This is a genomic window from Micromonospora parva, from assembly GCF_000718515.1.
Taxonomy (GTDB): domain Bacteria; phylum Actinomycetota; class Actinomycetes; order Mycobacteriales; family Micromonosporaceae; genus Micromonospora; species Micromonospora parva.
Genome location: NZ_JNZS01000007.1, coordinates 352,760 through 376,776 on the forward strand (window position 1 = coordinate 352,760; position 24,017 = coordinate 376,776).

Here is a 24,017-nt window from a genome sequence, read left to right on the forward strand (position 1 = left end):
CTCCCCCTCAGCCGTCGAGCCGGTAGTGCAACAGGAGGACCAGGTCGGTGAGGCCGTCCGGGTCGGCCGCCAGCGTGACCGGGGCACCGAGCACCAGCGGATCGGACTGGCCCACACACTGGTGCAGGTCAGCGTCCCGGTTCAACGTCACCGGGTCACCGGCCACCGTGAGGTCGTACGTCCCGGGATCACCGTCCACCCGCGCGTACCAGGTCACCTGGTCCACCACCGGCTGGTGATCGCGGGCCAGGTACGGCAGGTGCTCCGGGCCGATGGTCAGTTCGGTGCTCTGTTGCTGGGTGAGCTGCCACCATTCGTCCGGGAACTGGTGGCGCAGGCTGTAGGCCTGGTACAGGCCCGTCCGGCCGGCGTCGACCAGCATCTCGTTGAGCACCTCTCGTAGGGAGTCCTCGACCAGGCCGCGCAGTGTCGAGCCGCCGTCGCGGGCGGTGTACCGCAGGTGCAGGATGATGTCGCTGATGGTGTCGTAGTCGAACTGGCGGACCGCCGTCGGCAGTTCCAGCCGCCAGGTGCCAACCGCGCCCTTGCCCTCGAACGGCAGGTAGCGGTCGTCGGCGAAGTTCAGCTCGAACATGCCGCTGTCGCTGAGGCCGCTGCTGGTGGCGATCGACTCGATCCCGCCCACGTTGTACGCGAACCGGTCGTCGCCGGGCACCTCGGTGTACTTGTCCTTGGCGCTGGTGGCGCCCTGCCGGGCCGCGGTGCCGGTCCGGTACCGGTTGGCGATCAGGGACAGCTTCGCGGTGACGGGGGTGTACGGGCCGGCCACGCACGGGATGGACAGGCTGACCGTACGCAGCCGGCGGAAGTAGTGCCCCGGGTGGTCCAGGTCGAACAGCGCCTCCGGCACGTTGATCAGGCAACTGCCGGTGGCCCGCAGCTCGATCAGCGCCGCCGGGTCGAGCTGTGCCAGCGAGACGTGCCGGGTCAGCTCGCGCTCGCGGCTGTGCCGGTCGAGGTAGGCCACCTCCATCCGCTTCAGGTCGTGGCGCAGCGCGTCGGCCACGGTCAGCCCCTTGCGCAGGCTGTCCCAGTAGCCGGGTTGCAGGAACGTGGCCTCGCTGCCCAACTCGTGCGCGAAGCACCGCTCGGCCTTCTTCGCCACGTCGAAGGCGAGCTGGTACGCCCCGAAGTAGACGGAGCTGGCCCGGCTCACCATCCACTGGTACAGCTCAGTGTTCGTGTACTTGCCGCGCAGGTACTCCTCGGTGGCCCGGGCGTTGTCGGCTTCCCGGTCGTGCGCCGCCAACTCGTCGGTGAGCATGGCCACGTGCAGCCGCCCGGTGAGGATCTGCTGGTCGAGCTGGGTCAGTTCCAGGCCGGCCAGCGCCGCCTGGTGTTCCCAGTCGTCCATCCGGCGGCGGTAGCCACCCTGGTTGGCGGCCATCCCGGCGGCCTTGTCCAGCGCCCGGGCGATCGCCTCCAGGGTCATCACGGCCGAGTCGGCGGCGGCGCCGACCTTGTCCCCGCCGATGGTCAGGGTCACTGTGGGTGAGCCACCGAAGCCGGCACCGCCGGTGGTGAAGTCAGGTATCAGCTTCAGCCCGCCGGACAGGATGTAGCCCACCGCGATCGCGGCCTCGCCGAGCAGCGACACCCCCGACAGCGCCGTGGCGGTGATCTCCCAGGCGTTCATGTACGGCCGACCGGCGTAGTAGCGTTGCCGCTCCTCCACCACCTTGCGGCTCAGTTCCAGGGCCGCGACGTTGCCCTCGGCCTCCGCGATGGTGGCGAGCTTGACCGCCCGTACCGCGTCGAGCAGGGCGATCTCCTGGCCGGCGCGCAGCCGGGCGAGTTGCTCGGCGTCGCGCTTCTCCATGGCCGCGAGCAGCCCGCCGCCCAGCTCGCCGACGTACCCGACGAGTTCGGTGGCCTTCTGGGCCAGCACCCGGAAGCGGTAGTTCGGCAGTGGTGCGCCGAGCCCGGCCAGGAACGACGAGACGGACATGCCGGCGGCGGCGGCCCGGACCAGTGCCCCCGGGTCGATCGGTGGTGAGAACAGGGCGAGCATGCTCTCCACCCCGTCGATGTTCTGGCAGTTGCGGATCTTGAACAGCCGATCGGCGATCAGATCCCACAGCCGGAGCATCTCCTCGTTGGGCGGGACGCAGAAGTACAGCGCCGAGTAGCTCAGTGGGCTGGGCAGCTCGGCCCCGCCGTGCGGCAGCAGGTCCAGGTCGGGGATCAGGTTCTCCAGGTCCAGCAGCGCGTTGCCGAACAGGTCCACAGAGGCCTGAAGCTGGTTGACGGTGGCCGGAGCCGGAGTGACCAGCGGCGGCACCACGCTCGGCTTCGGCCCGAGCAGTTTGTCGGCCAGGATGTACAGCTGGGTGGCCTGGGTGACGGACTCCCTGGTGAACTGCCGGAACAACTGGTCACCCCAGTCGACGAGGTTCTTCAGGTAACCGAGCACCACGGCCAACTGGTAGGCGACCGGCCGGCTGCGGGCCACCACGTGCGGGTTGAACGGCTTCGCCCGCCACTGCTCCACAGCGAACTTCAGGTCGGTGATGCTGGCCCCCGACGGGTCCGCCGCGATCGCCGTGAGAATGTCGCCGATCCGCTGGCTGATCAGCTCGGGCGCCCCGGTCTGGAAGAACGGCTTGGTGACCCAGTACTTCTGTGGGGCCGTGGCGCCGTCGGCCGTGCCGACCGGGTTGAAGATGTGGTGGAACCAGTTGCGCGCCTCGGCGAAGCGCTGGTCCCGGTTGAGCCGCATCGCGATGTCGAACGGCAGGTGGTAGAACAGCTCCCAGTTGTAGCCCGAGTACGCGCCGTCAGCGGCGAAGTCCAGGTCCTCCACCGGGTACGGCGACACGACCACCGGCTGCGGCTGGTAGGTGGCGGCGAAGTCGAACCCCGTGTTGGTGAGCTGGGTGCTCCGGCTCAGCAACGCCGACACGCCCGAGCGGTAGACGGTGGCCCGGAGGAAACACAGCAGCGGGTGGTAGAAGTTAGCGAACTTCACCCCGTACGAGAGGGTGTCGTAGACCTTGAACTCGGCGACCAGCCGGTGGTATTCGGCGTCCTGGGTCATCGCCTGCACGGCGGCAGCGAGGTCGTGCGCCGGATCCTCGGCGTACCGGCGCAGGTATTCGGTGAGCAGCGCCAGCACGTCGCGGACGAACTGGTCCACGTCGCTGTACGTCTTCTCGATCCGGTCCGTCGGGTCCTCGGCGCGCCGGTCGTAGAAGCCCGGGATGATCACGTAACCGCGGTCGTAGTCGCCGTAGAAGTACGGCATCAGGGTGCCCAGTGGCAGCACCGGCCGGCGGTCCTGGATGCCCCGGGCGTTCTGCCAGATCCCCAGCAGCATGATGATCCAGTCGAGCAACGACATCTGCATGGGGTACGTCACCCGGAACCGGCCGGGCGTCTGCGCCACCAACGTCTGGTACGCGCCCATCAGCGGAGTGCTGATCGCCAGGTCGTTCTGCGTTCGGGAGACCAGCTCGGTGAACCGTTCGGCCAGCAGCTTGGTGTCCTTGAACACCGGTGACAGCAGCAAGCTGCCGGAACCGCCGCCCGGCATCGGCTCCGGATAGCCCCGGCAGCCGGTCAGCGCGAACGAGCCGACGAACTCGACACCGGTGAGCACGCTGATCGCCTGGCCGGCCTCCCCGGCCGCGTACGCGAAGCAGGTGAACTCGTTCGCCGAGGGCAGGTCCTCCTGGTAGCCGCTGGCGGGGTAGTACAGCGCATCCTTGGAGATCTTCTTCGGCTGCCAGCGGTCCTGTGCCCGCTCACCGATGGCCAACTGGATCCGCCACCGCCGGCGCGGCCGATCCGTCTCCGTGCCGCCCGGCGGGATGCCGTCCGGGTCCGGAATCTGGGAGGTCTGCGAGGTGTCCGTCTCCTCGGTGAAGACCGGCCAGGCCAGTGTGAGCCGGCTGTTGCGGTCGAAGGCGAGCAGGTGGTCGCCCGCGATGTCCAGCGGCACCCGCCGCCACGGCGTCCAGTACCGCTCCCGCTCGAACTGCCGGTGGTAGTACACCGCCGGGTCGCCGCCCCGGGTGCGGGCGAACACGTGCAGGAGATGCCTGTCGTGCTGGTAGTAGCAGGCCATCACGTCCAGGTGTGCCAGGTCGTCCAGCTTCTCCAGGTACGCGATGGTGGCGTTCTCCACCGCCAGGTCGGTCAGCTCGTCCTGCTGCAACTGGTCGTCCAGCTCGCTGAACAACTCCGACTTGTCGTCGCGCAGCTCCGGTTGGATCCAGTTCTCCGGGTACAGGAAGATCTTCCGGTTGGCCTCCCACACCCGGTAGTTGGCCATCCAGTCCCACTGCTCCCAACCCGGGTCCTCGGTGACCGCGGCGACGCTGTCCGGTTCCAGTCCCAACAGGCAGCGCTGCACGAACAGTTGCACTGTGGCGTGCGCCTGCACGATGCGCGACGTCGCCATGCAGGCGCCCATCTCGACGTCGATGAGGAAGTTGTCGTACAGGTCGTTGGTGTCGCGCAGCGCCGGGTTCTCGGCCAGCAGGTACGCGACCAGCGCGTCGCGCTTGGCCACCCGCAGCCGGTCCTGCACACCTTGGAGCACCCCGAGCCACTCGGCCTCGGCGTACCGCGCCTTCAGGGCCTGCCGCATGGTGGCCACGCCCGCCGCGGTAGTGACCGGCTGGCCCAGCGGCACCGCCGCCGCTACCGGCAGGCCCAGCCGGCGTAGCACTGTGAGCGCCTCGGCCAACCGCTGGACCGTCACCGGCGACCGGTACGCGGTGAGGTTCGCCGCCGACAGTTCGAGGTGGGTGTCCAGGTCGGCCAGCGTGGTGACGTCCCAACCACCGAGCTGCGCCAGATGGGTGTGGACCTGCGCGGCGGTGGTGCCGGCCGCCAGGACCAGGTCGAACAGCCCGTACACCGTCCACGGCGCGGCCGCGTCCAGCGGGTTCGCCACCGGCGGGTAGGCACGGGCCAGCTCGACCCCGGCGGCCAACCGGATCCAGTCGGCCAACGGGGCCGGTGGCCGGCCGGTCTGGTACGGCACCCGGTCCGGGGCCAGCCAGCCGAGCGGCGCGGCGTTCGTCAGCAGCCAACCGAGGTCGGCGTCGGGCACCGTCAGGTGGTCGACGAGCCGGCTCAGCACGTGCAGCAGGCGCAGGGCCCGGTACTGCTCGTCGAACCCGGCCGGGGTGACCGCCGGCGGCGCCGGCGGCTCGTTCACCAGGTCCACCAGCGCGTCGTCGGTGAGGACCGCGAGCAGCGGCCGGGTCAGCTCCGCACCGGCCAGCACCGTGGTGGCGGCGTCCGCCGAGAACCCGAAGGTGTCGGCCACCGCCGTCGTCGCCAGCTCCTGCTTGGTACGGGTGTACGCGTAGCTGGACAGCGCCGTGGTGATGGTCAGCAGCAGCGTGGTCTGCTGGGCCTCGGTGGGGTTGGCCACGATCGCCGCCGTTATCGGTGTGGTGTCCACCAGGGCGGCGAGCTTCGCGTCGACGAACTGCGCCGGGGTAACCGCCGCATCGGTCCAACTGCCGTCCACGACGGACACGAAGCCGGCCAGGTCCGCCTCGGCCATTCCGGGCACGGTGGCCAGCAGGGCCCGCATCCCCGGCAGGTTCTCCTCGGGCGGCGCCGCCGGGTCGACAGCGGGCCGGGTGCTCGCGTACGCGCTCTGGTAGGCGGCCTGCAACCCGGTGAGCACCGCCGTCAACGTCTCGTCCGGCAGGTCCCGCACGGCCAGGTCGTCGGCTTCGTGCCGGAGCAGGTAGCGCAGATCCGCCGGGCGGATGCCGGTGCCGGCCCGGGCGGCGTCGAACCGCTCGACGAAGACCAGCGCGGTGGCCGGTGCGGTGAGCGGATCCGACCCGATCAGATCCTTCATGATCAGGTACTCGGCGGCGGTGAGCCCCAGCGCCCGGGCCAGCAGCGTGCCGGCGTACACCGCGTGCAGGTTGGCGTTGCTGACGATCGCCGGGGCCGGCAGGTCGGCCACCAGCAGCGCGGTGTCCGCCGTCGTGGCACCCAGGCAGGTCGCCAGGTACGCCTCGTGCGCCGACAGCGGAGCACCCGAGCCGGGTGTGGTCAGCTCCGCCTGCTCGTTGGCGAGCACGTTGGCCGGCTCGAACGCCGCGAGGACCGGGCCGTTCGCCGCGTTGCGGAACACCTCGGCGTAGCGCGACTCGTCCAGCGGCGCGAACAGGTCGACCACCACTGGCAACGGCAGCCCGAGCCGCGCCGCCAGCCGGTGCAGCGCCGCCACCGTGACCAGGAAGTCGTCGTCCAGGGCGCCACCGCCCAGCGCGTCGGCCCGGATCGCCCGGTCCAGCAGCTGCGGCGTCCAGCCGGTGCAGGCCGGCGCGCGCAGCAGGCGCAGGAACCGGTGGATCCGGTCCAGGCGCGCGTCGGTGAGCTGCTGGATCCGCTTCGCGCTGAGATCGGACCCGGTGTCCAGGTGCTTGACGAACATGACGTTCCCGGGATTGACCCAGGCCAACGCCAGCAGTTCGGTCAGCTCCCGATAGTCCAGGCGCGCCCGAGGAAGGAAATTGTCCACCCGGGCGATGCCGCCCAGAGCGCCGAGCGGCGCGGTGTTCCAGATGTCGTCCTGCGCACCCGGGTCGGCATTCACCACCAGGTTCCGCTGCGCTTCGCTGATCCCCAGTTCCTCGGCCGCGATGGCCTCGTCGCTCGGGCCGATCGGCCGCCGCAGCGCCCGCATCAGATCGGCCCGGGGGATCTCGAACTGGGCGAAGTAGCTGCGGGTCTCCTCGTGCGCCAGGTCGAACGGCAGGGCGAACGCGTACCGGCTGCCGGCCAGCACTGTGTAGGCGGCACCGTTCACGTACTGCGGCGCGGCCGCCAACTCCGCCGCGGTGCCGGTGCTCTGGCGCAGTTGGCGCACCAACCACCCACCGGACCCGTCCGGGGTCGCCTTGGCCACCACGCCGGTGTCCCGTACCACGCGGGCCCCGGCCAGGTCCGGCTCATACACCAGGGACCGGTCGGTGAACGGCCAACCCTGGCCCTGCAACAGGCTCAGCAGCCCGGCCGACGGCGCCTCCACCGGATCGACGCCGCCGCTCAGCGGGCCGGCGAACGCCAGACCGGCGTCCGGCGCCACCGCCTCCTCCAGCAGCTCACACACCACGTCCAGGTAGGGCAGCGGAAGGTCGGTGTTGTCACAGCTCAGATCCAGGTCACCGAGGTCCGGCCGGCGGCCGTACAACACGTCCCGGGCGACCTTGGTGGCCGGACCCGGCGTGTCGGCGTCGGTGACCAGCCGGTTGCCGAGGAACTGAAGGACGTCCACCAGGTACGCGGCGGCGCTGTGCACACTGCGGCACGGTTCGCAGTAGCTGGAGTCGGCGAGCCGGAACAGGCTGGCCAGGTTGGGAAAGTCGGCGCTGACCGGGGTGAGGTCCGGAGCCGCCGAGCCGCCCAACGCCTGGACCGGCAGCGCCCGCGCCGCGCTCTGGAGTTCGCCGGCCAGCAGACCGCTCGCCACGTGCACGTCCACCGCCCGGCGATACACCGACCGGGCCTGCTCGTCGGTGAACCGGCCGGTGTCCACGGCGGTGGCCACGAACCGGGTCTCGCCGAGGGCGTGGATCCGGGCCGCCGACGGCACGTTGGCCCCCAGCAACGCCGTGGTCTGCCGGTACGTCGGCGCCAGCTTGAAGATCCGCTGCGCGGCCTTGAGCGCCGGTCGACCGGTGCGCAGCCGCTCCGGGTGGTCGCGCAGCAGCCGCTCCACGTTGCCGGTGGCGAGGTCGAAATCCGGGTTCGCGGTGAGCAGTTCGAGCACCGCGTCCCGGTGCCCACCGAAGGCGCGCTCAGCCGCGCTGGCCCGCTCGCCGCTGCCGTCGGCCCGCCCGCCCGCGGCGTCGGCTGCCGGGTCGGCGTCGGCTGCGGTCCCGACCGTGGCGCCCGCATCGCGTTCGAGCTGCGCGGTGAAGGCAGTGGTGGGATAGCGCCGTTCCAGCTTGCGGGCCAGCGCGCCGGCGTGCAGGTCGATCAGCGCCGGCCGGACCGGCTGACCGGCGACCCGGACATCAGCGGTGCTGTCCCCCAACACCCGGCGCCAGTCCGCCGGGGCCAGCCGGGCCAGCCGGCGTACGTCGGCCGCCCGCTCGATCCCCTCGCGGTGGCGGACCCGGTCGACGATCGTCTCGTCGTAGCCCAACACGTCGGCCAGCACGCTCGCCGCGCCGGCCGCCTCGGCGACCGACCGGTCGGGAAACGCCGCCGCGTCGGCCAGCCGGGCGATCAGTCCGGGCAGGTCACCGGCGGCGTCGGTGGCGAGGAGACTCTGCACCCGCTCGTGCGCCCCGTCGACGAGGAACCGCTCCACCCGCCCGTACAACACCTTCGGCCGTTCCTGCGCGACGTACTCCTCGGCCTCCGACCGCACCCGGGCCAGCATCTCGAGGATCCGGTCCAGCTCGCCGAGCAGGTCCTTGGGAACGTACCGGTGGCGCACGGCGTCGGCGACGGCGTTGCGGACGGTGTCCTCGTCGAGCAGGGCGATGTCGTAGTACAGCGGCCGCAGCTCGGTGTTCAGATCGACGTCGAACCGGGCCAGCGCGGCGCCGGTACGACTCGCGGTCAACAGCGTCCGCTCGGCGAGCAGCGCGTAGCCGAACATCGCCGACAGTTTGTACGACGCCGCCAGCTTCTGCGCCACCCCGAAGTGCGCCAGCGCCGTCGCGGGCAGTCCGGTCTCGGCGGCCAGGAACGTCACGTCCTCGGCCTCGTCGTCCTGCCGCAGCTCGGACAACGGCACCTCGCCGAGCAACGGGACGATCGTGGCGAGGATCCGCTCGTACTCACTGCGTTCCCGCTCCCCACCCCCGGACAGATCCACAGTGAGCACGGCCAGCTCGGGGGCGTTGAACAGCACCGCGCTCAGCGGCGGGTCGGACAGGACACGATCGCCTGCGGACACCCGGACGAACAGGTCAGCGGACTGCTTCTCGGAGCGGGTGAACTGGTCGCGCGAATAGTCGACGCGATACAGCCCGTCGTCCCCGGTGCTCGCCTCGCCGAGTTGCTCGGCGTGCCGCAGGTCCCGGTCGAACGCGCCGACCGTCAGCGCGTTCGCCGGCCGCCCGTCGGCCCAACGCACCCGGCCCACCACCACGAACCGGGACGGCGGCTCGGCCAGCACCATCTGCACCACGTCCCGGGTCGCCCCGTCCACAACGCCGGTCACCGGCAGCTTGTGCGCCCGTTGGAGTTCGGCCACTCCGCGGCGGGTGGTCGGCCCGTACCGGGCGTCGACGAGTTCGTCGGTGGCGATGTCGACGGGCATCCGCAGCAACGCGGCGTGCAGCCGCCGGACATCATCGCTGGGGCGGTGCCGCCGCGAGCCCAACGGGCTGGTCATGAGCATCTCCGATCGTCCAGCAGCCGGCGACGGCGGCTGACTGACGCCGGTGCGACCGGGGGCTACCCGGCATCCTGCGGATCAGAGCAGCTCGGGAGCATCGCACTGTCCGAGATCCGCCTGCCCGTCTGGATGAACGGCGGCGGGCACTGCCGGTACGGCCGGTGGCGGACCTGACTACTGGTGCTCGCTTCGGCGATGGGCTCGACGCGTACTCGCTGACGAAGGGCTCCCCGAGCCGGCGCGGCCTCTCCTGCGGCGACCCGGTGAAACGCGTGGAGTTCGCCCCGGGCTTCCGGACCACAGAACTCGTCGCGTTCGTACACACCGGGGTCTCGCCGGAGTACAAGGGGCTGGTGATGCCTGTTCACATCCGTTTCGACGTAATGAGCGAAACATCGCTGGCACGCCCGTTCCCATGGGCCCTCGGAGCCGCGCGAAACGGCACAAGGCGATAGAAGCAGTGCCGTCCGGGCCAAGGCCGGGAATACCCGCCCTCCCGGGACCACTTTCTGCGACCGGGCCATGCCCGCATCATTGGCGATTACGGTCCTTTGACGTGACCATCATTTGCGTTGTCGCGGTGGCGCTCAGTCTGACCACGCCCGCCGTGGTGCCCGCGTCACCGGCGCGACTGGCCGCGCCGTACGTGCCCTGCCCGGCCGTGAAGCCGCCGGTTGCCCCACCGCCCGCACCGTCTCCGCCGCCGGTCGACCCCGCCGACCTGGCCGTGGGCGGTGAGTCGCTGGCCACTGCCGGGCTGTCCATTCCGGCCGGTGCGTCGAACGCCCCGGCGGTGACCGCCACCTCGTGGCTGGTGGCCGACCTCGACAGTGGCGCGGTGCTGGGTGGCTGCGGACCGCACGAACGCCGCACGCCGGCCAGCGTGCAGAAGATGTTGCTCGCCGCGGCCCTGATGCCGCACCTCGACCCGACGCAGGTGGTCGAGGTGACCCGGGCGGATCTGCGCGATCTCGATCCGGCCAGTTCGGTGATGGGGGTGGTGCCGGGCGGCCGGTACTCGATCGAGAGCCTGTGGCTGGGGCTTCTCCTGAAGTCGGGAAACGACGCCGCCAACGTGCTGGCCCGTGTCGGCGGTGGCAGCACCGGCCGGCAGGGCGGCGTGCAGGCGATGAACGACGAGGCCCACCGGCTGGGCGCGAACCAGACCCACGCGGCGACACCGTCCGGCCTGGACGGTCCCGGCCAGTACACCAGCGCATACGACCTGGCGTTGATCGCGCGGGCCACCTACGCCCGCGCGGACTTCCGGCGGTACGTCGCCACCCGAGTGGCGGAGATACCGGCCGGGCCGGGACGGCCCGGCCTCTCCCTCACCCACGACAACACGTTGCTGGACCGCTACCCGGGGACGCTCGGCGGAAAGACGGGCTTCACCGACCTGGCACGGCAGACGTACGTGGGGGTGGCCGAGCGCAACGGACGACGGCTCGCCGTGACCCTGCTCGGCGCGGAGACCGCGCCGCTGGGCAGCCTGGGCGAGGCGGCGGCGCTGCTGAACTGGGGCTTCGCGCTCTCCCCCGACGCGTCGGTCGGCCGCCTGGTCGGCCCGGACGAGAAGAAGCCTGACCGTCCGGTCTCCCAGGTGAAAGCCGATCAGGCGCGGACCGGACTGTCGATGTCGTGGATGGCCATCCTCGGCCCCGGCGCCGGCGGTGTCCTGGCCGTTCTGCTCCTGGCGGGTTCCGTGCGGCGAAGGGCGGCGCGGGCGGCAACCAAGCCGTCATCGGGATGAGGGGACCTTCGCCGCAGCTCGGGCCGTCGGCGGCCAGGACCGTGGTTCAGGAGCGGAAGGCGTCGCGGAGAAAGGTCTGCAGCGTACGCGCCGGACGCCCGATGACGTGTTCGACGGTGTCGGTCACCTCGGCGAAGCCGCCGGCGCGGACACGCTCGAACGTCAGCGCGGAGAGGTCTCGTTCGAAGCCCTCGGAGCCGGCAACGGCCTCGTCGATCGTCACGTCCCGGTGGGTCACGGGACGTCCCGCCGCGGCGGAGAGCAACTCCGCGGTACGCGGCAACGACAGGGCCTCCGGACCGGATATCTGGTACGTCTGACCGGCGTGCCCGGGATCGAGCAGAGCCCGCTCGGCGACGGCCGCGATGTCCCGTGCGTCGATCCAGGCCACCAGAGCGTCGCCGCTGGGAAACGGCAGCTCGCCGGCACCGGTGATCTGGTCGCGGTAGAAGCGCGGGTCGGTGAAGACCTGCATGAACCAGCCCGGCCGCAGGATCGTCCACTGACGCCCGCTGTCGCGGACCGCGCGCTCGACGCGGGGCGCCCAGCCTGCGGGCCCCGGCTGGTCAGCGCCCGGATGGCCACCGTCCTTGTCGGACAGCAGCACGACCTTGGTCCGGGGCGCCACCTCGGCCAGCAGCGCACCGATGAGTTCCGGCGCGTCCGCGCGGTCCGGCCGGACCACGTAGACCGCGTCGACGCCGTCGGTCGCCGCCGCCCAACCGGACGGTTCGTCCCACGAGAAGGCGGTGGGCTGGACGCCGTTGATGCCGGGACCGGACGGATCCCTGGTGCCGCCGCGCACCTCGACGCCCTGCCGTGCCACGAGCAGCTCGGCCAGCGGTGCGCCCGTCTTGCCGCGTACCCCGGTCACCAGCACCCGGATCGCGGCAGCCGACGTTGATGTCCGCATCCTGCGCCCTCCTCCCCGGTTCGACGCCTGCTGGATCGTATCGCCGACCCTGACGATGCGGGGCGGTCCGGCGGCTCGGGCGCCGCCGAACGATGCCCATCGTGATCCCTGTGGCCTTGTCCATGCGTTCCGGGTATAGGTTCGGCGGATGGACATCGTCGCCGCGTGTCGGGCCTTCGTCGCCGTCAGCGGCCACGGCAGCTTCACCTCCGGTGCCGCCGCAGCGGGAATCCCCCAGTCGGTGGCCAGCCGCCGCATCGCCGCCCTGGAGGAGCACTTCGGGTCGCGGCTGTTCGACCGGACCTCCCGCGCGGTCCGCCTGACCCCGTTCGGGCAGGACATGCTGCCGACAGCGCGACGCCTGGTCGACCTCGCCGACGCCATGGCCGACGACGCCGAGCGGGCCCGGTTGCGGCCGCTGCGGGTGGCCGTACCCGAAATCTGCCCGCCGCACCGCCTCGCCGCCCTGGTGGCCGCCGCCCGACGGCAGCGGATCCACCTGGAGGTACGGCCGGCCGGTCCGCAGGAGCGCGCACGGCTCTGCCAGACCCTTGAGGTCGGTACCGGGATCGTGGCGTTTCCGGAGGCGACGGCGCTCTGGCGGGTGCCGCTCGGGCTGGCCGCCCGGACTCCCTTCCCGGCACCGACGGTGTTCCTGGAGACGCTGCGCACCGGCCGCGCCCGAACGCAGGCACGCCGCCGGATCCTGATCCAGCCCGAGGACGACGTCGCGCACCTGCGGGATCCGCTGACCCGCGCCGGCCAGTCGACTGGTCTGGCACCGGCCCAGGTGTCGATCGCGCCATCCCTGGTCGACGCCGCCGCGGCGGCCCTCGGCTCCCCCGATCTGCTGCTGTGCTCCCGTCAGCAGGCCGACGACTTCGGGCTGCACTGGTGCCCCCTCGCCGGCCTGCGACTCGTACGGGGGTACGCCGTCGCCGCCGGGGCACGCGAGGACCTCGACCAGCTCCGCACCGTCCTGTACGCGGACATCGCACGATGCCTGGGTGCGGCCGGGGACGGCACAACCGGTGACCGGCCGGAAGGGACTGCGACATGAGCGCCACCACCGTCGTACGCAACGCGCGTGACCTGCTGGACGAAGCAGGACTACGCGGTGCCTTCCTCGTCCGCGACCTCGACACCGGCCAGGAGATCGGCTTCGACGCCGACACCCCGTACCCGACAGCGTCACTGGTCAAGGTGCCGCTGGCGGTCGCCGTGCTGGAGCGGGTCGGGCGCGGGGAACTCGACCCGGCGACACCTGTCGACGTCGCGCCCGGTCGGATCACCACACCAGGCCCGACCGGGATCAGTCGCTTCCGCCATCCCGCGCGGGTCGCCGTGGACGACCTGCTCTACCTGAGCACCGCCGTCAGCGACGGGGTCGCCGCCGATGCCCTGTTCGACCTCGTCCCGCCGGCTGCGGTCGGCGCCGAGCTGCGGCGACTAGGGATCGAGGGCATCGCCGTGCGGCACCGGGTCGGCGACCTCGCCGAGACGCCGGCGGAACGATTCGACCCCGACGACGCGCACCTGGCGCATTCCCTCGCCATCGGCGCGGCGACGCCCGGGCAGGGCCATCCCGTCGCCCAGCTCGACGTCACCCGCGCCAACGCCGGGTCGGCACGGGCCTTCGTCGACCTGCTGCACGCCCTCTGGCGCCCCTCGACGATCCACGAGAACACCGCCGCCCGCGTACGCGCTCTGCTGGCGGACAACCTGCACCGGCAGCGACTCGCCCCCGACTTCACCTCTGACGCGTCCCGCTGGTCGTCGAAGACCGGCACGCTGCTGCACCTGCGTCACGAGGTAGGGGTGGTGGATCATGCCGACGGGCAGTCGTACGCGGTCGCCGCGCTCACCGCCTCCCGGGTCCCCGCCGTCGCACAGCCCGGCAGCGAGGCGACGATGGCCCAGGTCGCCCGGAGTTTGCACGATCACCTGAGGACGGGCACCCTGCCCTGGTGGGGTTAGTCCGCGCTGGTGGCCGGGCTCGCCGCTCGCGCAGCCAGACCAGCACCACCATGGCGATGTTGACGGCGCCGAGGACCAGCAGGCCGCGTCACCGGAGTCGGTGGACCTACAACGTGCCGATCACGACCTCGGCCGCCTGGGCGATCAGGGCGTCGTCGTAGTCGGCATCCTTCTGGTCGCGACTGGACAGCACCGCGAGGACGATCGGCGCGCGGTCCGGAGGCCAGATCACCGCGATGTCGTTGCGGGTGCCGTAGCCGCCGGCACCGGTCTTGTCCCCCACGACCCAGCCGTCGGGCACACCGGCGCGGATCAGGTCGCCGCCGGTGGTGTTGCCCCGCAACCAACCGTTGAGCACGTCGCGGTCCGCCGGTTCGAGGGCGTCTCCCACGGCGTACGCCCGCAGATCCTCGGCCAGGGCCGCCGCGGTGCTGGTGTCCCGCCGATCACCCGGCCTCGCCTCGTTGAGCTCGGTCTCGTAGCGCGCCGGATCGGTGACCTTGTCCCCCACCTCGCGCAGTTCCTTCTCGAACTTCTGCGGTCCGCCGAGCTGGCGCAACAGCAGGTTGCCGGCGGTGTTGTCGCTGTACCGCACGGCCGCGTCGGCGATCGCGCGCAGCGTCATGCCCTCGGTGACGTGCTGCTCCGTGATCGGCGAGTAGGTCACCAGGTCGTCCGCCGAGTACCGCACCACCCGGTCCAGCTCGCTGTCGGTGGTCTCGTCGAGGATCTCGGCGGCGGCCAACGCCTTGAACGTCGACGCGTACGCGAACCGCTCGTCGGCCCGGTACCGCACGGTGCGACCGGTGCCGGTGTCGATCGCGTAGACCCCCAGCCGTGCGCCGAACCTCTTCTCCAGCTGCCGGAAGTCGGGGCTCGGGTCGGCGGCGGTGGACGCGGTGGCCGTCGCGGCGGGGTCGCCGGCCGGTTGCTCGGCGGCATCGGCGGGGCCGCAAGCGGCGAGGGACACCACTGCCGCCGCGGCCACCAGACGGTGTGTCGCACGAATCATGATCGCTCCTTGTCGGTGTCGTGGGTCCGACGCGGGCGCGCCGGTCGGACAGGACTCGACAGTGGCAGGGATCCGGCATGCGGTCGAAGACGGAAACGACGGTGTCCATGCTGATCTGACATGGTCACCTGCTGGTCACAGCCAGTCGTGTTCGCGGGCGTAGCGGGCCGCTTCGTGGCGGGTCCGGGTCTGGGTCTTGCGCATCGCGTTGGAGAGGTAGTTGCGGACGGTGCCCGGGGCGAGGTGGAGCCGGGCGGCGATGTCGGCGACCGAGTAGCCCTCGCCGGTGACCCGCAGGACGTCGGCCTCACGGTCGGTGAGGGGGTTGTCCTCGGTGACGGCAAGCGCGGACACGTCCGGGTCGATCCAGCGTTTGCCCGCGTGCAGGGTGGCGATGACCGAGGAGATGTGCGCCGGCTCGGCGGATTTACTGACGAAGCCCTGGACGCCGAGCTTCAGTGCTTTGCGCAGCACGCCGGGGCGGGCGTGCCGGGTCAGCATCAGGACGACCTGCTCCGGGCGCGTACGGCGGATCTCGGCGACCGCGCCGAGACCGTCCACGCCCGGCATCTCCAGGTCGATGACCAGCACGTCGGGCTCGTGCCGCAGGGTGGCCTCGACCGCCGTCTCGCCGTCGGACGCCTCGGCGAGAACGGTGACGTCGCCCTCCATCGGCAGCAGCGCGGCCAGAGCGGTGCGCAGCAGCGCCTCGTCGTCGGCGAGCACGATTGTGGTCATCGGCCGTCACCCCGCTCCGTGGCGGCACGCGCGGCGGGGAACGTCGCCGCCGTCCGGAAGGTCCCCTGCTGCTGGTGCACGGTCAGCTCGCCTCCGTCGCCCGCCACCCGTTGCCGCAGCGCCGCCAGCCCGCGCAGCTCCGGGGGCGCGGTGGCGCTCACCCCGTCGTTGACGATGGTGATGCCCGACTCGGAGAGGGTGATCTGCACCTGTCTGGCCTGCGCGTGCCGCAGGATGTTCGTGGTCGTCTCGCGCAGCACCTGGCCGAGCAGTTCGCTGGCGCGGGTGTCGACCTCGGCCTCCCGGGTCACCCGGACCCGGATGCCGGCGGCTTCGAACAGGTTCTTCGCGTTCTCGATCTCCGCGGTGAGGTTGAGCCGTCGTTGTGCGTAGGCGAGTTCCTTGGTCTGCGCGATGGTGTCGCTGACCAGCGCGTACGTCTCCCGTAGCTCCTGCTCCACCCGGGCGGTGTCCCGGAGCAGCAGTCGCTGGGCCAGGGCGATCTTCAGCTTGACCACGTGCAGGGTGTGGCCCTGGATGTCGTGCAGGTCGCTGGCGAACCGCACGCGCTCCCGGACCACGGCCAGCTCCGCCTCACGTTCCCGGGTCTGTTCGAGCTCGCGGATGAGGTCGTAGAACCGCTCGCCCACGATGGTGAAGACCGTCACGAGCATGGTCAGGACGGTCGGGATGAGAACGTAGGTGACCAGGACGTGGCCGATGTCGTCCCGCTGCACCAGCAACCGCGCCGCGCCGACCGCCGCGACATAGCCGAACAGCCCGGCCAGCACCAGCTTCCGGTGCCGTCGCACCTCGCGCATGCCGAGGGAGCCCACCGCGCAGAACCCCCAGTAGGCGTTGGGGCTGCCGCTCACCAGAACTCCCAGTGGCCACACCGCCGCGGCCACGACCAGGCAGGGCAGCACGACCCGGGCGAGGTCGTTGGCCGTCCACCGTTCGAAGGCCACCAGGGCCGCCGCGGCCCCCGGCGCGAGGATGATCAGGTGCCACCAGGTACGCGTGTCGGTGTAGACCAGGACCACCGCGGCGAACACCACCGGCGGCAGTGACGTGGCGAGATTGAGCCGGCGCAGCCTTCCCTGCGTCGACTCGGTGAAGCGCGGTGAGCTGGCGGTCACCAGACCAGTATCGGCCAGCCGGATGCCACGACCAGTGACACCACGTCACATGCGGTGATGACACGGCGCCACTGACGGGACGGCTCCGCCCGCGCTGTCATTGGTGCATGTCCACCACACCAGTCATCGAAGTCGAACGGCTGAACCTCACCTACGGTGACTTCCACGCCGTGAAGGATCTTTCCTTCGAGGTACGCCCCGGAGAGCTCTACGCACTGCTGGGCACCAACGGAGCCGGGAAGACCTCGACCCTGGAAGTCGTCGAGGGTCACCGGAGGCCAACCTCGGGCACGGTACGCGTCTTCGGGCACCGCCCCGACGACCGGCAGGCGACACGTCCCCGAATGGGCGTCATGCTCCAGGAGAGCGGTTTCTCCCCGGATCTCACCGTCCGTGAGTCTGTGGGCCTGATCGGCCGGCTCACCCGGCGCACCGACGACGTCGACCGGGTGATCGACCTGGTCGACCTCACCGGCCGGGCCGGGCGCAAGGTCTCGCAGCTGTCCGGCGGGGAGAAGCGGCGGCTGGACTTCGCCACCGCGGTCTACGGCACCCCGGAGCTGATCTTCCTGGACGAGCCGACCACCGGCCTCGACATCCAGTCCCGCGACGCCGTCTGGGCGACGGTGGACCGGCTCCGGGAGAACGGATCGACCATCGTGCTCACCACGCACTACCTGGAGGAGGCGCAGCAGCGCGCCGACCGGATCGGGCTCATGCACCAGGGCGTCCTCCATCGCGAGGGCACCGTCTCCGAGCTGACCCGCACCCTCCCCGGCGTGATCCGCTTCTCCCTCGCCACACCGATGCCGCCGCTACCGCTGCAGGCCGACGTGGACGTCGACGGGAAGGTCACCGTCGAGTCCTTCGAGCTGCAGAAGGACCTGCACCTGCTGCTCGGCTGGGCGCAGGCCCACGCCGTGGAACTGCGCGACCTGGCGGCCGGGCCGACCCGGCTCGACGACGTCTTCCGCGCCATCAGCAACTGATCCGCGCATCCCGAAGGAGCCTCACCCGTGTTGTCCATCGCGTCCAGCGAACTGATCCAGGTCTTCCGCAACCGACTGATACTGATCACCAGCCTCATCATCCCGGTCGCGGTCAGCGCGTTCTTCGTGCGTCAGCACGAGACGTACGCCGCCCTCGGGAGCCTCGGCTACATCGCCGCGATCGTCACGTTCACCGTGGCCGCGTTCGGCCTCTACGCCACGGCCGTCACCACCCTGGCCTCCCGGCGGCAGAACCTCTTCCTCAAGCGGCTGCGCTCCACCGCCGAGAGCGACCCCGGCATCCTCGCCGGCCTACTGCTGCCCGTACTCGTCATCGCGGCGGTGCAGGTGGCCGCGATCCTCACCGCCCTGGCCGTGGTCGCGGGTGGACCGTCGAACGTCGCCCTGCTGGTGGTGGCGATCCTCGCGACCCTGGCCATGCTGATCGGCCTGGCGCTGGCCACGGCCGGGCTGACGAACTCCCCTGAACACGCCCAGGTCACCACCCTCCCCGTCACCCTCGGGGTGATCGCCGTGACCACCTGGGTGGGTATCTCCGGCACCGAGAACCTCGCCTGGCTCAAGCGGTTGCTGCCCGGCGGCGCGGCCACCGAACTGATCATGAACGCCTGGAACGGCGGCGTCGCCGTCACCGACTCCCTGCTCCTGCTCGCGCCCACGCTCGGCTGGGTCGTCATCGCCGTCAACCTCGCCACCCGCCTCTTCCGCTGGGAGCCCCGACGATGACCACCGCATCCCGCTCGGACACCCCGACCCTCGTCGAAGACCTCCTGCTGCTCCTGTTCCAACCCAGGTCCGGGACCATCGCCGGCGAGAACACCCTCTTCTACGTCCTCGGTGGAGCCGTCCTCGCCGAACTCGCCCTCGACGAGCACCTGACCACGACGGACCGGGGGCGGGTCAGCGGCGTGCCGGGTCACCCACCGTCGGACAGCCTCCTCCGCCCGGCCTACGACTACCTCGCCGAGAAACCCCGAGGGGTGCAGACGGCACTGGCCGCGATCGGTCCCGTCCTGCGCGAGCCGGTCCTGCAGCGGCTCGTCGCGCGCGGCGAGATCGACCAGGAGCCCCGCAAGGTGCTCGGCCTGTTCCGGACGACGGCCCTGCGCGACGGCCGGACCGAACGACGGGCCCGCCTGCTCGCCGAGGTTCGGCAGGTTCTCGTGGACGGTGCGCGGCCGCAGGCCCGGGTCGCCGCGCTCACGGCGCTGCTCTCGGCGAGCGGGACGCTCCCGCAGTTCCACCGCGAGATCCCGTGGACCGCACCGGTGATCAACCGAGCCAAGGAACTCGAACAGGGCGACTGGGGCGCCGACGCCGCGGCGGCAGCCGTGACCCGCACCGTGACGGCCACCGTCGTCAACAGCGCCATCGTGGCCATCTCTGTCCTTCCGCGAAGTTAGCCCGACCGCGTCCAGCTGAGCTGGATCCCGTACGGAAAAGGAGGCCCGCGTGACCGCGCCGCCGCACCCGCCGCGTCGTCCACGACGACGATGGCTCCGGATCGTCTCCGGCATCTTTGTCACCGTCGTGGCCGCCGCCAGCCTCGGCGTCGCCGGCCTGCAACTCGGCCTGCCCTGGCAGATGGACGACGGCGACCGCAACCACGTCTACACCGGTGCCGCCGGGTCGCAGCGTTACCAGGTCCACGTTCCGCCCCACCAGGTCGGGACGGCCGGGTTGCCGGTCGTCATGGCGATTCACGGCTGCGCGATGACCGGTTACGGGTGGAACTCCATGAAGTCCACGACGCAGTTCAACCGCCTGGCCGACCGGGAGGGCTTCATCGTCGTCTATCCCACACAACTGATCTCGCGCAACGTGATCGCCTGCTGGAACTCCGGCGACGCCCGGGACCAACAGCGGCACACCGGCGAGCCGGCACTGCTCGCCGGTGTCGCCCGCCAGGTGGTCGAGGAGTACGACGCGGATCCCGCGCGGGTGCACGTCGCCGGGGCCTCGTCGGGCGCGGGGACCGCCGTCATCCTCGCCGCCACCTACCCCGACGTCTTCGCCACGGTGACCTCGGTGGCCGGCGGGGAGTACGGGCTCAACCAGGTCGACCCGGACGACCCGGGCTCGATGTCGCCGCTGGACACGGCACGTCAGGCCAGGGCCCAGATGGGCGAGCGGGCCCGCCGTGTGCCGATGCTGATCATTCAGGGTGAGCGGGACGAGGTCGTGCCGCCCCTGGTCGCCACCCGCCTCGTCGCCCACTGGACCGCGGTGGGCGACCTCGTGGACGACGGGCTGCCCAACGGCAGCCTCGACCCGACCGAGAAGACGGTGTCCGTGCCGGCCGCCGAGGGTCGGCACGCGTACACGCACTCGACGATCACGGCGTCGGACGGCTCTTCGGTCGTCGAGGCGTACCGCGTCCAGGGCATGGGGCACGCGTGGCCGGGACCGGACGGCGACGGCCGCTACACCGATCACGCCGGCCCCGACGCCAGCGCGATCGTGTGGGAGTTCGCCAAGCGCCACCCGATGCGATGAGCCCGGCCGCCCGGACGGTGCCCCTCGGCACCTTCTGGCCCGGAGCCGCGCACCCTTTCGCGCCACCGTGCTACGCCGAGCGGGCCGTTCCCGAACTGACCTGCCGCATCACCCACCTCGTCAACTCCGGCAACGCGGTGGTCCTCACCGGACACAGCCACGGCTCCGTCCTGCTCGCCGCGACCGTGCCGCAACTGCCGGCACGGGTCACCGACCGGATCGCACTGCTGACCCACGGTTCCCCGCTGCGCCGGTTGTACGCCCGGCTCTTCCCCGCCTGCATCAGCGACGAGGTCATTCACGAGATCGCCGACCGGGTCGGCTGGCGGTGGGTGAACCTGTGGCGCGACAACGACCTCCGCCGACGGGCGCTTGCACACCGAGGTCAGTCACCTGCTCTCAGGGCATTGAGCACGGCGGTCACCTCGGGGCGCGACGCGGCCGCTCGCCGGACCCCGGCGGTGATGCGCCGGGTCAGCGGCGGGTTCAGCGGTCGGGTCACCACCCGGTATCGCGGGTCCACCGCCAGCTTCGGCAGCATGGTGATCGAGCGGCCATTCTCCACGTGCCGCAGCGCCAGCATGTAGTTGTTGAACCGACAGATCACCACGGGCTCGAAGCCGGCCTCCCGGCACAGCCGGGTGGACAGCTCGGACATGTACGAGCCCGCGACGTCGAACGTCCAGCGCTGCTGCGCGCACGCCTCCAGGTCGACCGATTCGGCGCTGGCCAGCGGATGCTCCGGGGGCAGCACCAGCACCACCGGGTCGGTGGCGAGCGGCACCAGGTAAATCTCCGGGGAGAGCTCGGCGCCAGCGAAATCGGCGGTCGTGATGATCAGGTCGACGTCGCCGCGACGCAGCGCCGGCATGCTCTCGTGCGGCTCCAACTCCAGCAACACCACGCTCACGTCCGGGTGTCGGGTCGCAAGACGGGCAAGCGCCGGTTCGGCGAGGGCTTGCACGGCGCTCTGGAACGCGGCCACGGTGACCGTGCCGGCCGGCTCCTCGGCGAGGTGGCGCAGCTCTGCCTCGGCCGCGTCCATGGCCGCGAGGATCTCCCGAGCCCGGCCGGCAAGCAACATTCCAGCCGCGGTGAGCCGCACCCGCCGCCCGGTGCGTTCCAGCAACGCGGTGCGGGTCTCCCGTTCCAGCGTGGCCAGCTGCTGCGACACCGCCGACGGGCTCAGGTTGCCGCGCTGCGCAACGGCCCGAACAGTGCCGAACGTCGCCAGGTCGGCGAGCAGGCGCAGCCGCCACGGATTCAGCGTCATGACCCCCGACTGTACGGCTCCGCTTAACAGCGACAGCGAAAATGTGCGATGGACGTACCTATCCGGGACTGCCTAGCGTCGGTCCATGGCTGATTCGTTCTGGTCCGACGCCGATCGTCACCTGGTCCGCTACAGCGGCGCTGGCAGCTTCGTACGTGAGATCATCGACCGCGCCGAGGGCAGTTTCGTCTTCACCGCCGACGGCCGCCGCCTGCTCGACTTCACCTCGGGGCAGATGAGCGCGATCCTCGGCCACTCCCACCCGGCGGTCGTAGCCACGATCCAACGGCAGGCAGCCACCCTCGACCACCTGTTCAGTGGCATGCTGAGCCGGCCCGTGGTCGAACTGGCCCGCCGCCTCGCCGGCTCGCTGCCCGCGCCGCTGGAGAAGGTCCTCCTGCTCACCACCGGCGCGGAGTCCAACGAGGCGGCGATCCGCATGGCGAAGCTGGTCACCGGCCGGCACGAGATCATCTCGTTCGCCCGGTCGTGGCACGGGATGACCCAGGCTGCGGCGAGCGCCACCTACAGCTCGGGGCGCAAGGGGTACGGGCCCGCGGCGCCCGGCAACTTCGCGATCCCCACGCCGAACGCGTACCGGCCCGACTTCACCCTGCCCAGCGGCGAGCTGGACTGGCGGCATCAGTTGGAGTTCGCGTTCGAGCTGTTCGACGCCCAGTCGGTGGGCAGCCTGGCGGCGTGCATCGTCGAACCGATCCTCAGCTCCGGCGGGGTGATCGACCTGCCGCCGGGATACCTCGCGGCGCTGCGCGACAAGGTGCACGAGCGGGGCGGGCTGCTGATCCTCGACGAAGCGCAGACCGGCCTGTGCCGCACCGGAGAGTGGTACGCGTTCCAGCGTGACGGCGTCGTGCCGGACATCCTGACCCTGTCCAAGACGCTCGGCGCCGGCCTGCCGCTGGCCGCCGTGGTGACCAGCCCGGAGATCGAGCACACGGCGCACGAGCGCGGTTTCCTCTTCTTCACCACGCACGTCTCGGACCCGCTGGTGGCTGCGGTCGGCAACACGGTCCTGGACGTGCTGGAAGCCGACCGGCTCGACGAACAGGCTGCGCACCTGGGCTCGTACCTGCGCAAGGGCCTTGAGGAGATCAGCCAGCGCCACCCGGTGGTCGGCGACGTGCGCGGCCGCGGTCTGCTGGTCGGACTCGAACTGGTCAGCGACCGGGAGTCGAAACGACCGGCCGACGCGCTGGGCGCCGCAGTGACAGGACGTTGCCTGGAACTGGGCCTGCACATGAACGTGGTGCAGCTGCCGACCATGGGCGGCGTCTTCCGCATCGCGCCGGCGCTCACCTCCAGCCACGCGGAGCTGGACCTGGGCCTGGAAATCCTCGACCACGCGCTCGCCGACGTGGCGCCGCGGTTCACACCCTGACACTCCAGCCGGGGCTCGTGACGACGACAACGCGTCGCGCGTGCTGTTCCCGGTCAGGAATAGGCGCTGAGCTGCACAGATACGACCGAGCGATGATCGCCTCTTGTCACTGGTTGCCAACCGCAGGCATGGGGTTGGTGGTCGGTGGGGGGAGGCGCGGCTAGACGGTCATCGGCGCGGCCTCCGGTTGCCCGTCGGAGCGTGCCTGGTCGTATGCGTGGCGGCGGACGCCGCGCGTCAGTAGGTAGCCGATCATCCAGAACTCACCGATCGTCGCGGGTGCGACCAGAACGTCGGCGATGGCCTGTGCGTCAGGGGCGAGGTATCCGATGAATGCGCTCAGCAGGTATCCGATGCCGCCACCGACGAGGATCCAGCCGAGCGGGCGGGGCATCCAGTTCGAGCGGAGCACGCAGCGTCCCATGGGGATGAGCCAGAGGCCGAAGAACAACGCTCCGACGCCCCACAGGTTGCCGCTGGTCAGGTAAAGAAGTTGGACGGTGGCCGCCGCGTCGCCGACCGGATCGAGCGCGAGGTCGACAGCCGTGGCGAGCAGTGCCGCGCTGACGAGGACCACGACCGCGTTGATGAGACCGAAGGCGGCGATGGCGCTGGCGGCAAGCCGGTCCGCGGTGCGGAACAGTCGATAGAACCATGCGGCGGCGAGGGCCTGGCTGATGACGATGAGCAGCTCGAAGGCGACTCCGACACGCGCGAGTGATTCGTGCTGGACCAGGTTGGCGAGCGTCGCGTTGGGGTCCTCGGCGCTGAAGAGTCGCGGCCGGATGAGCAGAAAGCCCAGTGCGCCAGCGAAGGCGAGGGCGAGGTAGAGAAGCCCGGTCACGCGGGCCGTACGGATAAGCGCGGGCATGGTGGCTCCTTCGGGGCCGTACCGCCGTGGTGGTGGTCGCGCTCCGACCACCAACCTTACGACGTAAGGCAACCATACGAT

15 protein-coding genes and 1 pseudogene are annotated in these 24,017 nt (G+C 71.1%); 9 read left to right on the top strand and 7 right to left on the bottom strand.

Going from position 1 to position 24,017, the window contains the following annotated elements:
- Nucleotides 1–7: 7 nt before the first annotated feature.
- Nucleotides 8–9,352 carry a Tc toxin subunit A-related protein gene (locus IF22_RS0111120; RefSeq protein WP_167337293.1) on the bottom strand — a complete coding sequence of 3,115 codons (9,345 nt, stop codon included), beginning with the start codon at nucleotides 9,350–9,352 and terminating at the stop codon, nucleotides 8–10.
- Between the two features lie 559 nt (nucleotides 9,353–9,911).
- Between IF22_RS0111120 and IF22_RS0111130 the strand changes: the two genes are divergently transcribed.
- A complete protein-coding gene (locus IF22_RS0111130) occupies nucleotides 9,912–11,108 on the top strand; it encodes a D-alanyl-D-alanine carboxypeptidase family protein (protein WP_030330949.1) in 1,197 nt (398 codons plus the stop codon).
- A 46-nt stretch (nucleotides 11,109–11,154) separates the two neighbouring features.
- On the opposite strand, the gene IF22_RS0111135 is transcribed toward IF22_RS0111130, so the two are convergent.
- On the bottom strand, nucleotides 11,155–12,021 hold the full coding sequence (locus IF22_RS0111135) for an NmrA family NAD(P)-binding protein (protein ID WP_030330950.1): 867 nt from the start codon (nucleotides 12,019–12,021) through the stop codon (nucleotides 11,155–11,157).
- Nucleotides 12,022–12,169: 148 nt separating this feature from the next.
- On the opposite strand from IF22_RS0111135, the gene IF22_RS0111140 reads away from it, so the two are divergent.
- Entirely contained in the window at nucleotides 12,170–13,081 is a 912-nt protein-coding gene (locus IF22_RS0111140) for a helix-turn-helix domain-containing protein (RefSeq protein ID WP_030330951.1), read from the top strand.
- Entirely contained in the window at nucleotides 13,078–13,998 is a 921-nt protein-coding gene (locus IF22_RS0111145; RefSeq protein WP_030330952.1) for a serine hydrolase, read from the top strand. Before IF22_RS0111140 ends, IF22_RS0111145 begins: the two co-directional genes overlap by 4 nt.
- Before the next feature lie 106 nt (nucleotides 13,999–14,104).
- Here IF22_RS0111145 and bla read toward each other — a convergent pair whose 3' ends face one another.
- The 3 genes from bla to IF22_RS0111160 all read right to left on the bottom strand — a co-directional run bounded on the left by bla (nucleotide 14,105) and on the right by IF22_RS0111160 (nucleotide 16,887).
- On the bottom strand, nucleotides 14,105–15,013 hold the full coding sequence (gene bla, locus IF22_RS0111150; RefSeq protein WP_374224198.1) for a class A beta-lactamase: 909 nt from the start codon (nucleotides 15,011–15,013) through the stop codon (nucleotides 14,105–14,107).
- Nucleotides 15,014–15,145: 132 nt separating this feature from the next.
- Entirely contained in the window at nucleotides 15,146–15,748 is a 603-nt protein-coding gene (locus tag IF22_RS0111155; RefSeq protein ID WP_030330954.1) for a response regulator transcription factor, read from the bottom strand.
- Nucleotides 15,745–16,887, bottom strand: coding sequence for a sensor histidine kinase (locus IF22_RS0111160; protein ID WP_030330956.1), 1,143 nt, complete (start codon nucleotides 16,885–16,887; stop codon nucleotides 15,745–15,747). The genes IF22_RS0111155 and IF22_RS0111160 overlap by 4 nt, the downstream gene beginning before the upstream one ends.
- A gap of 107 nt (nucleotides 16,888–16,994) precedes the next feature.
- Between IF22_RS0111160 and IF22_RS0111165 the strand changes: the two genes are divergently transcribed.
- From IF22_RS0111165 to IF22_RS35880, 5 genes and pseudogenes are all read left to right on the top strand, one after another.
- Nucleotides 16,995–17,876, top strand: coding sequence for an ABC transporter ATP-binding protein (locus tag IF22_RS0111165; protein WP_030330958.1), 882 nt, complete (start codon nucleotides 16,995–16,997; stop codon nucleotides 17,874–17,876).
- 27 nt (nucleotides 17,877–17,903) lie between these two features.
- Entirely contained in the window at nucleotides 17,904–18,623 is a 720-nt protein-coding gene (locus IF22_RS0111170; RefSeq protein ID WP_030330959.1) for an ABC transporter permease, read from the top strand.
- Complete coding sequence (locus IF22_RS0111175; protein WP_030330961.1) at nucleotides 18,620–19,300, top strand: GOLPH3/VPS74 family protein; 681 nt, start codon at nucleotides 18,620–18,622, stop codon at nucleotides 19,298–19,300. Before IF22_RS0111170 ends, IF22_RS0111175 begins: the two co-directional genes overlap by 4 nt.
- A 49-nt stretch (nucleotides 19,301–19,349) precedes the next feature.
- Nucleotides 19,350–20,393 (top strand): extracellular catalytic domain type 1 short-chain-length polyhydroxyalkanoate depolymerase, encoded by a 1,044-nt coding sequence (locus IF22_RS0111180; protein ID WP_156057449.1) that lies wholly within the window; start codon nucleotides 19,350–19,352, stop codon nucleotides 20,391–20,393.
- A gap of 23 nt (nucleotides 20,394–20,416) precedes the next feature.
- Nucleotides 20,417–20,749: pseudogene (locus IF22_RS35880) on the top strand (hypothetical protein); the annotation flags it as partial.
- 29 nt (nucleotides 20,750–20,778) lie between these two features.
- On the opposite strand, the gene IF22_RS0111190 reads toward IF22_RS35880, so the two are convergent.
- A complete protein-coding gene (locus tag IF22_RS0111190) occupies nucleotides 20,779–21,666 on the bottom strand; it encodes a LysR family transcriptional regulator (protein ID WP_030330966.1) in 888 nt (295 codons plus the stop codon).
- A gap of 85 nt (nucleotides 21,667–21,751) precedes the next feature.
- Between IF22_RS0111190 and IF22_RS0111195 the strand changes: the two genes are divergently transcribed.
- On the top strand, nucleotides 21,752–23,065 hold the full coding sequence (locus IF22_RS0111195) for an aspartate aminotransferase family protein (protein WP_030330967.1): 1,314 nt from the start codon (nucleotides 21,752–21,754) through the stop codon (nucleotides 23,063–23,065).
- 160 nt (nucleotides 23,066–23,225) lie between these two features.
- On the opposite strand, the gene IF22_RS0111200 is transcribed toward IF22_RS0111195, so the two are convergent.
- Nucleotides 23,226–23,936: a DUF4386 domain-containing protein gene (locus tag IF22_RS0111200; RefSeq protein ID WP_051708334.1), complete on the bottom strand. Its 711-nt coding sequence runs from the start codon at nucleotides 23,934–23,936 to the stop codon at nucleotides 23,226–23,228.
- Between the last annotated feature and the right edge of the window lie 81 nt (nucleotides 23,937–24,017).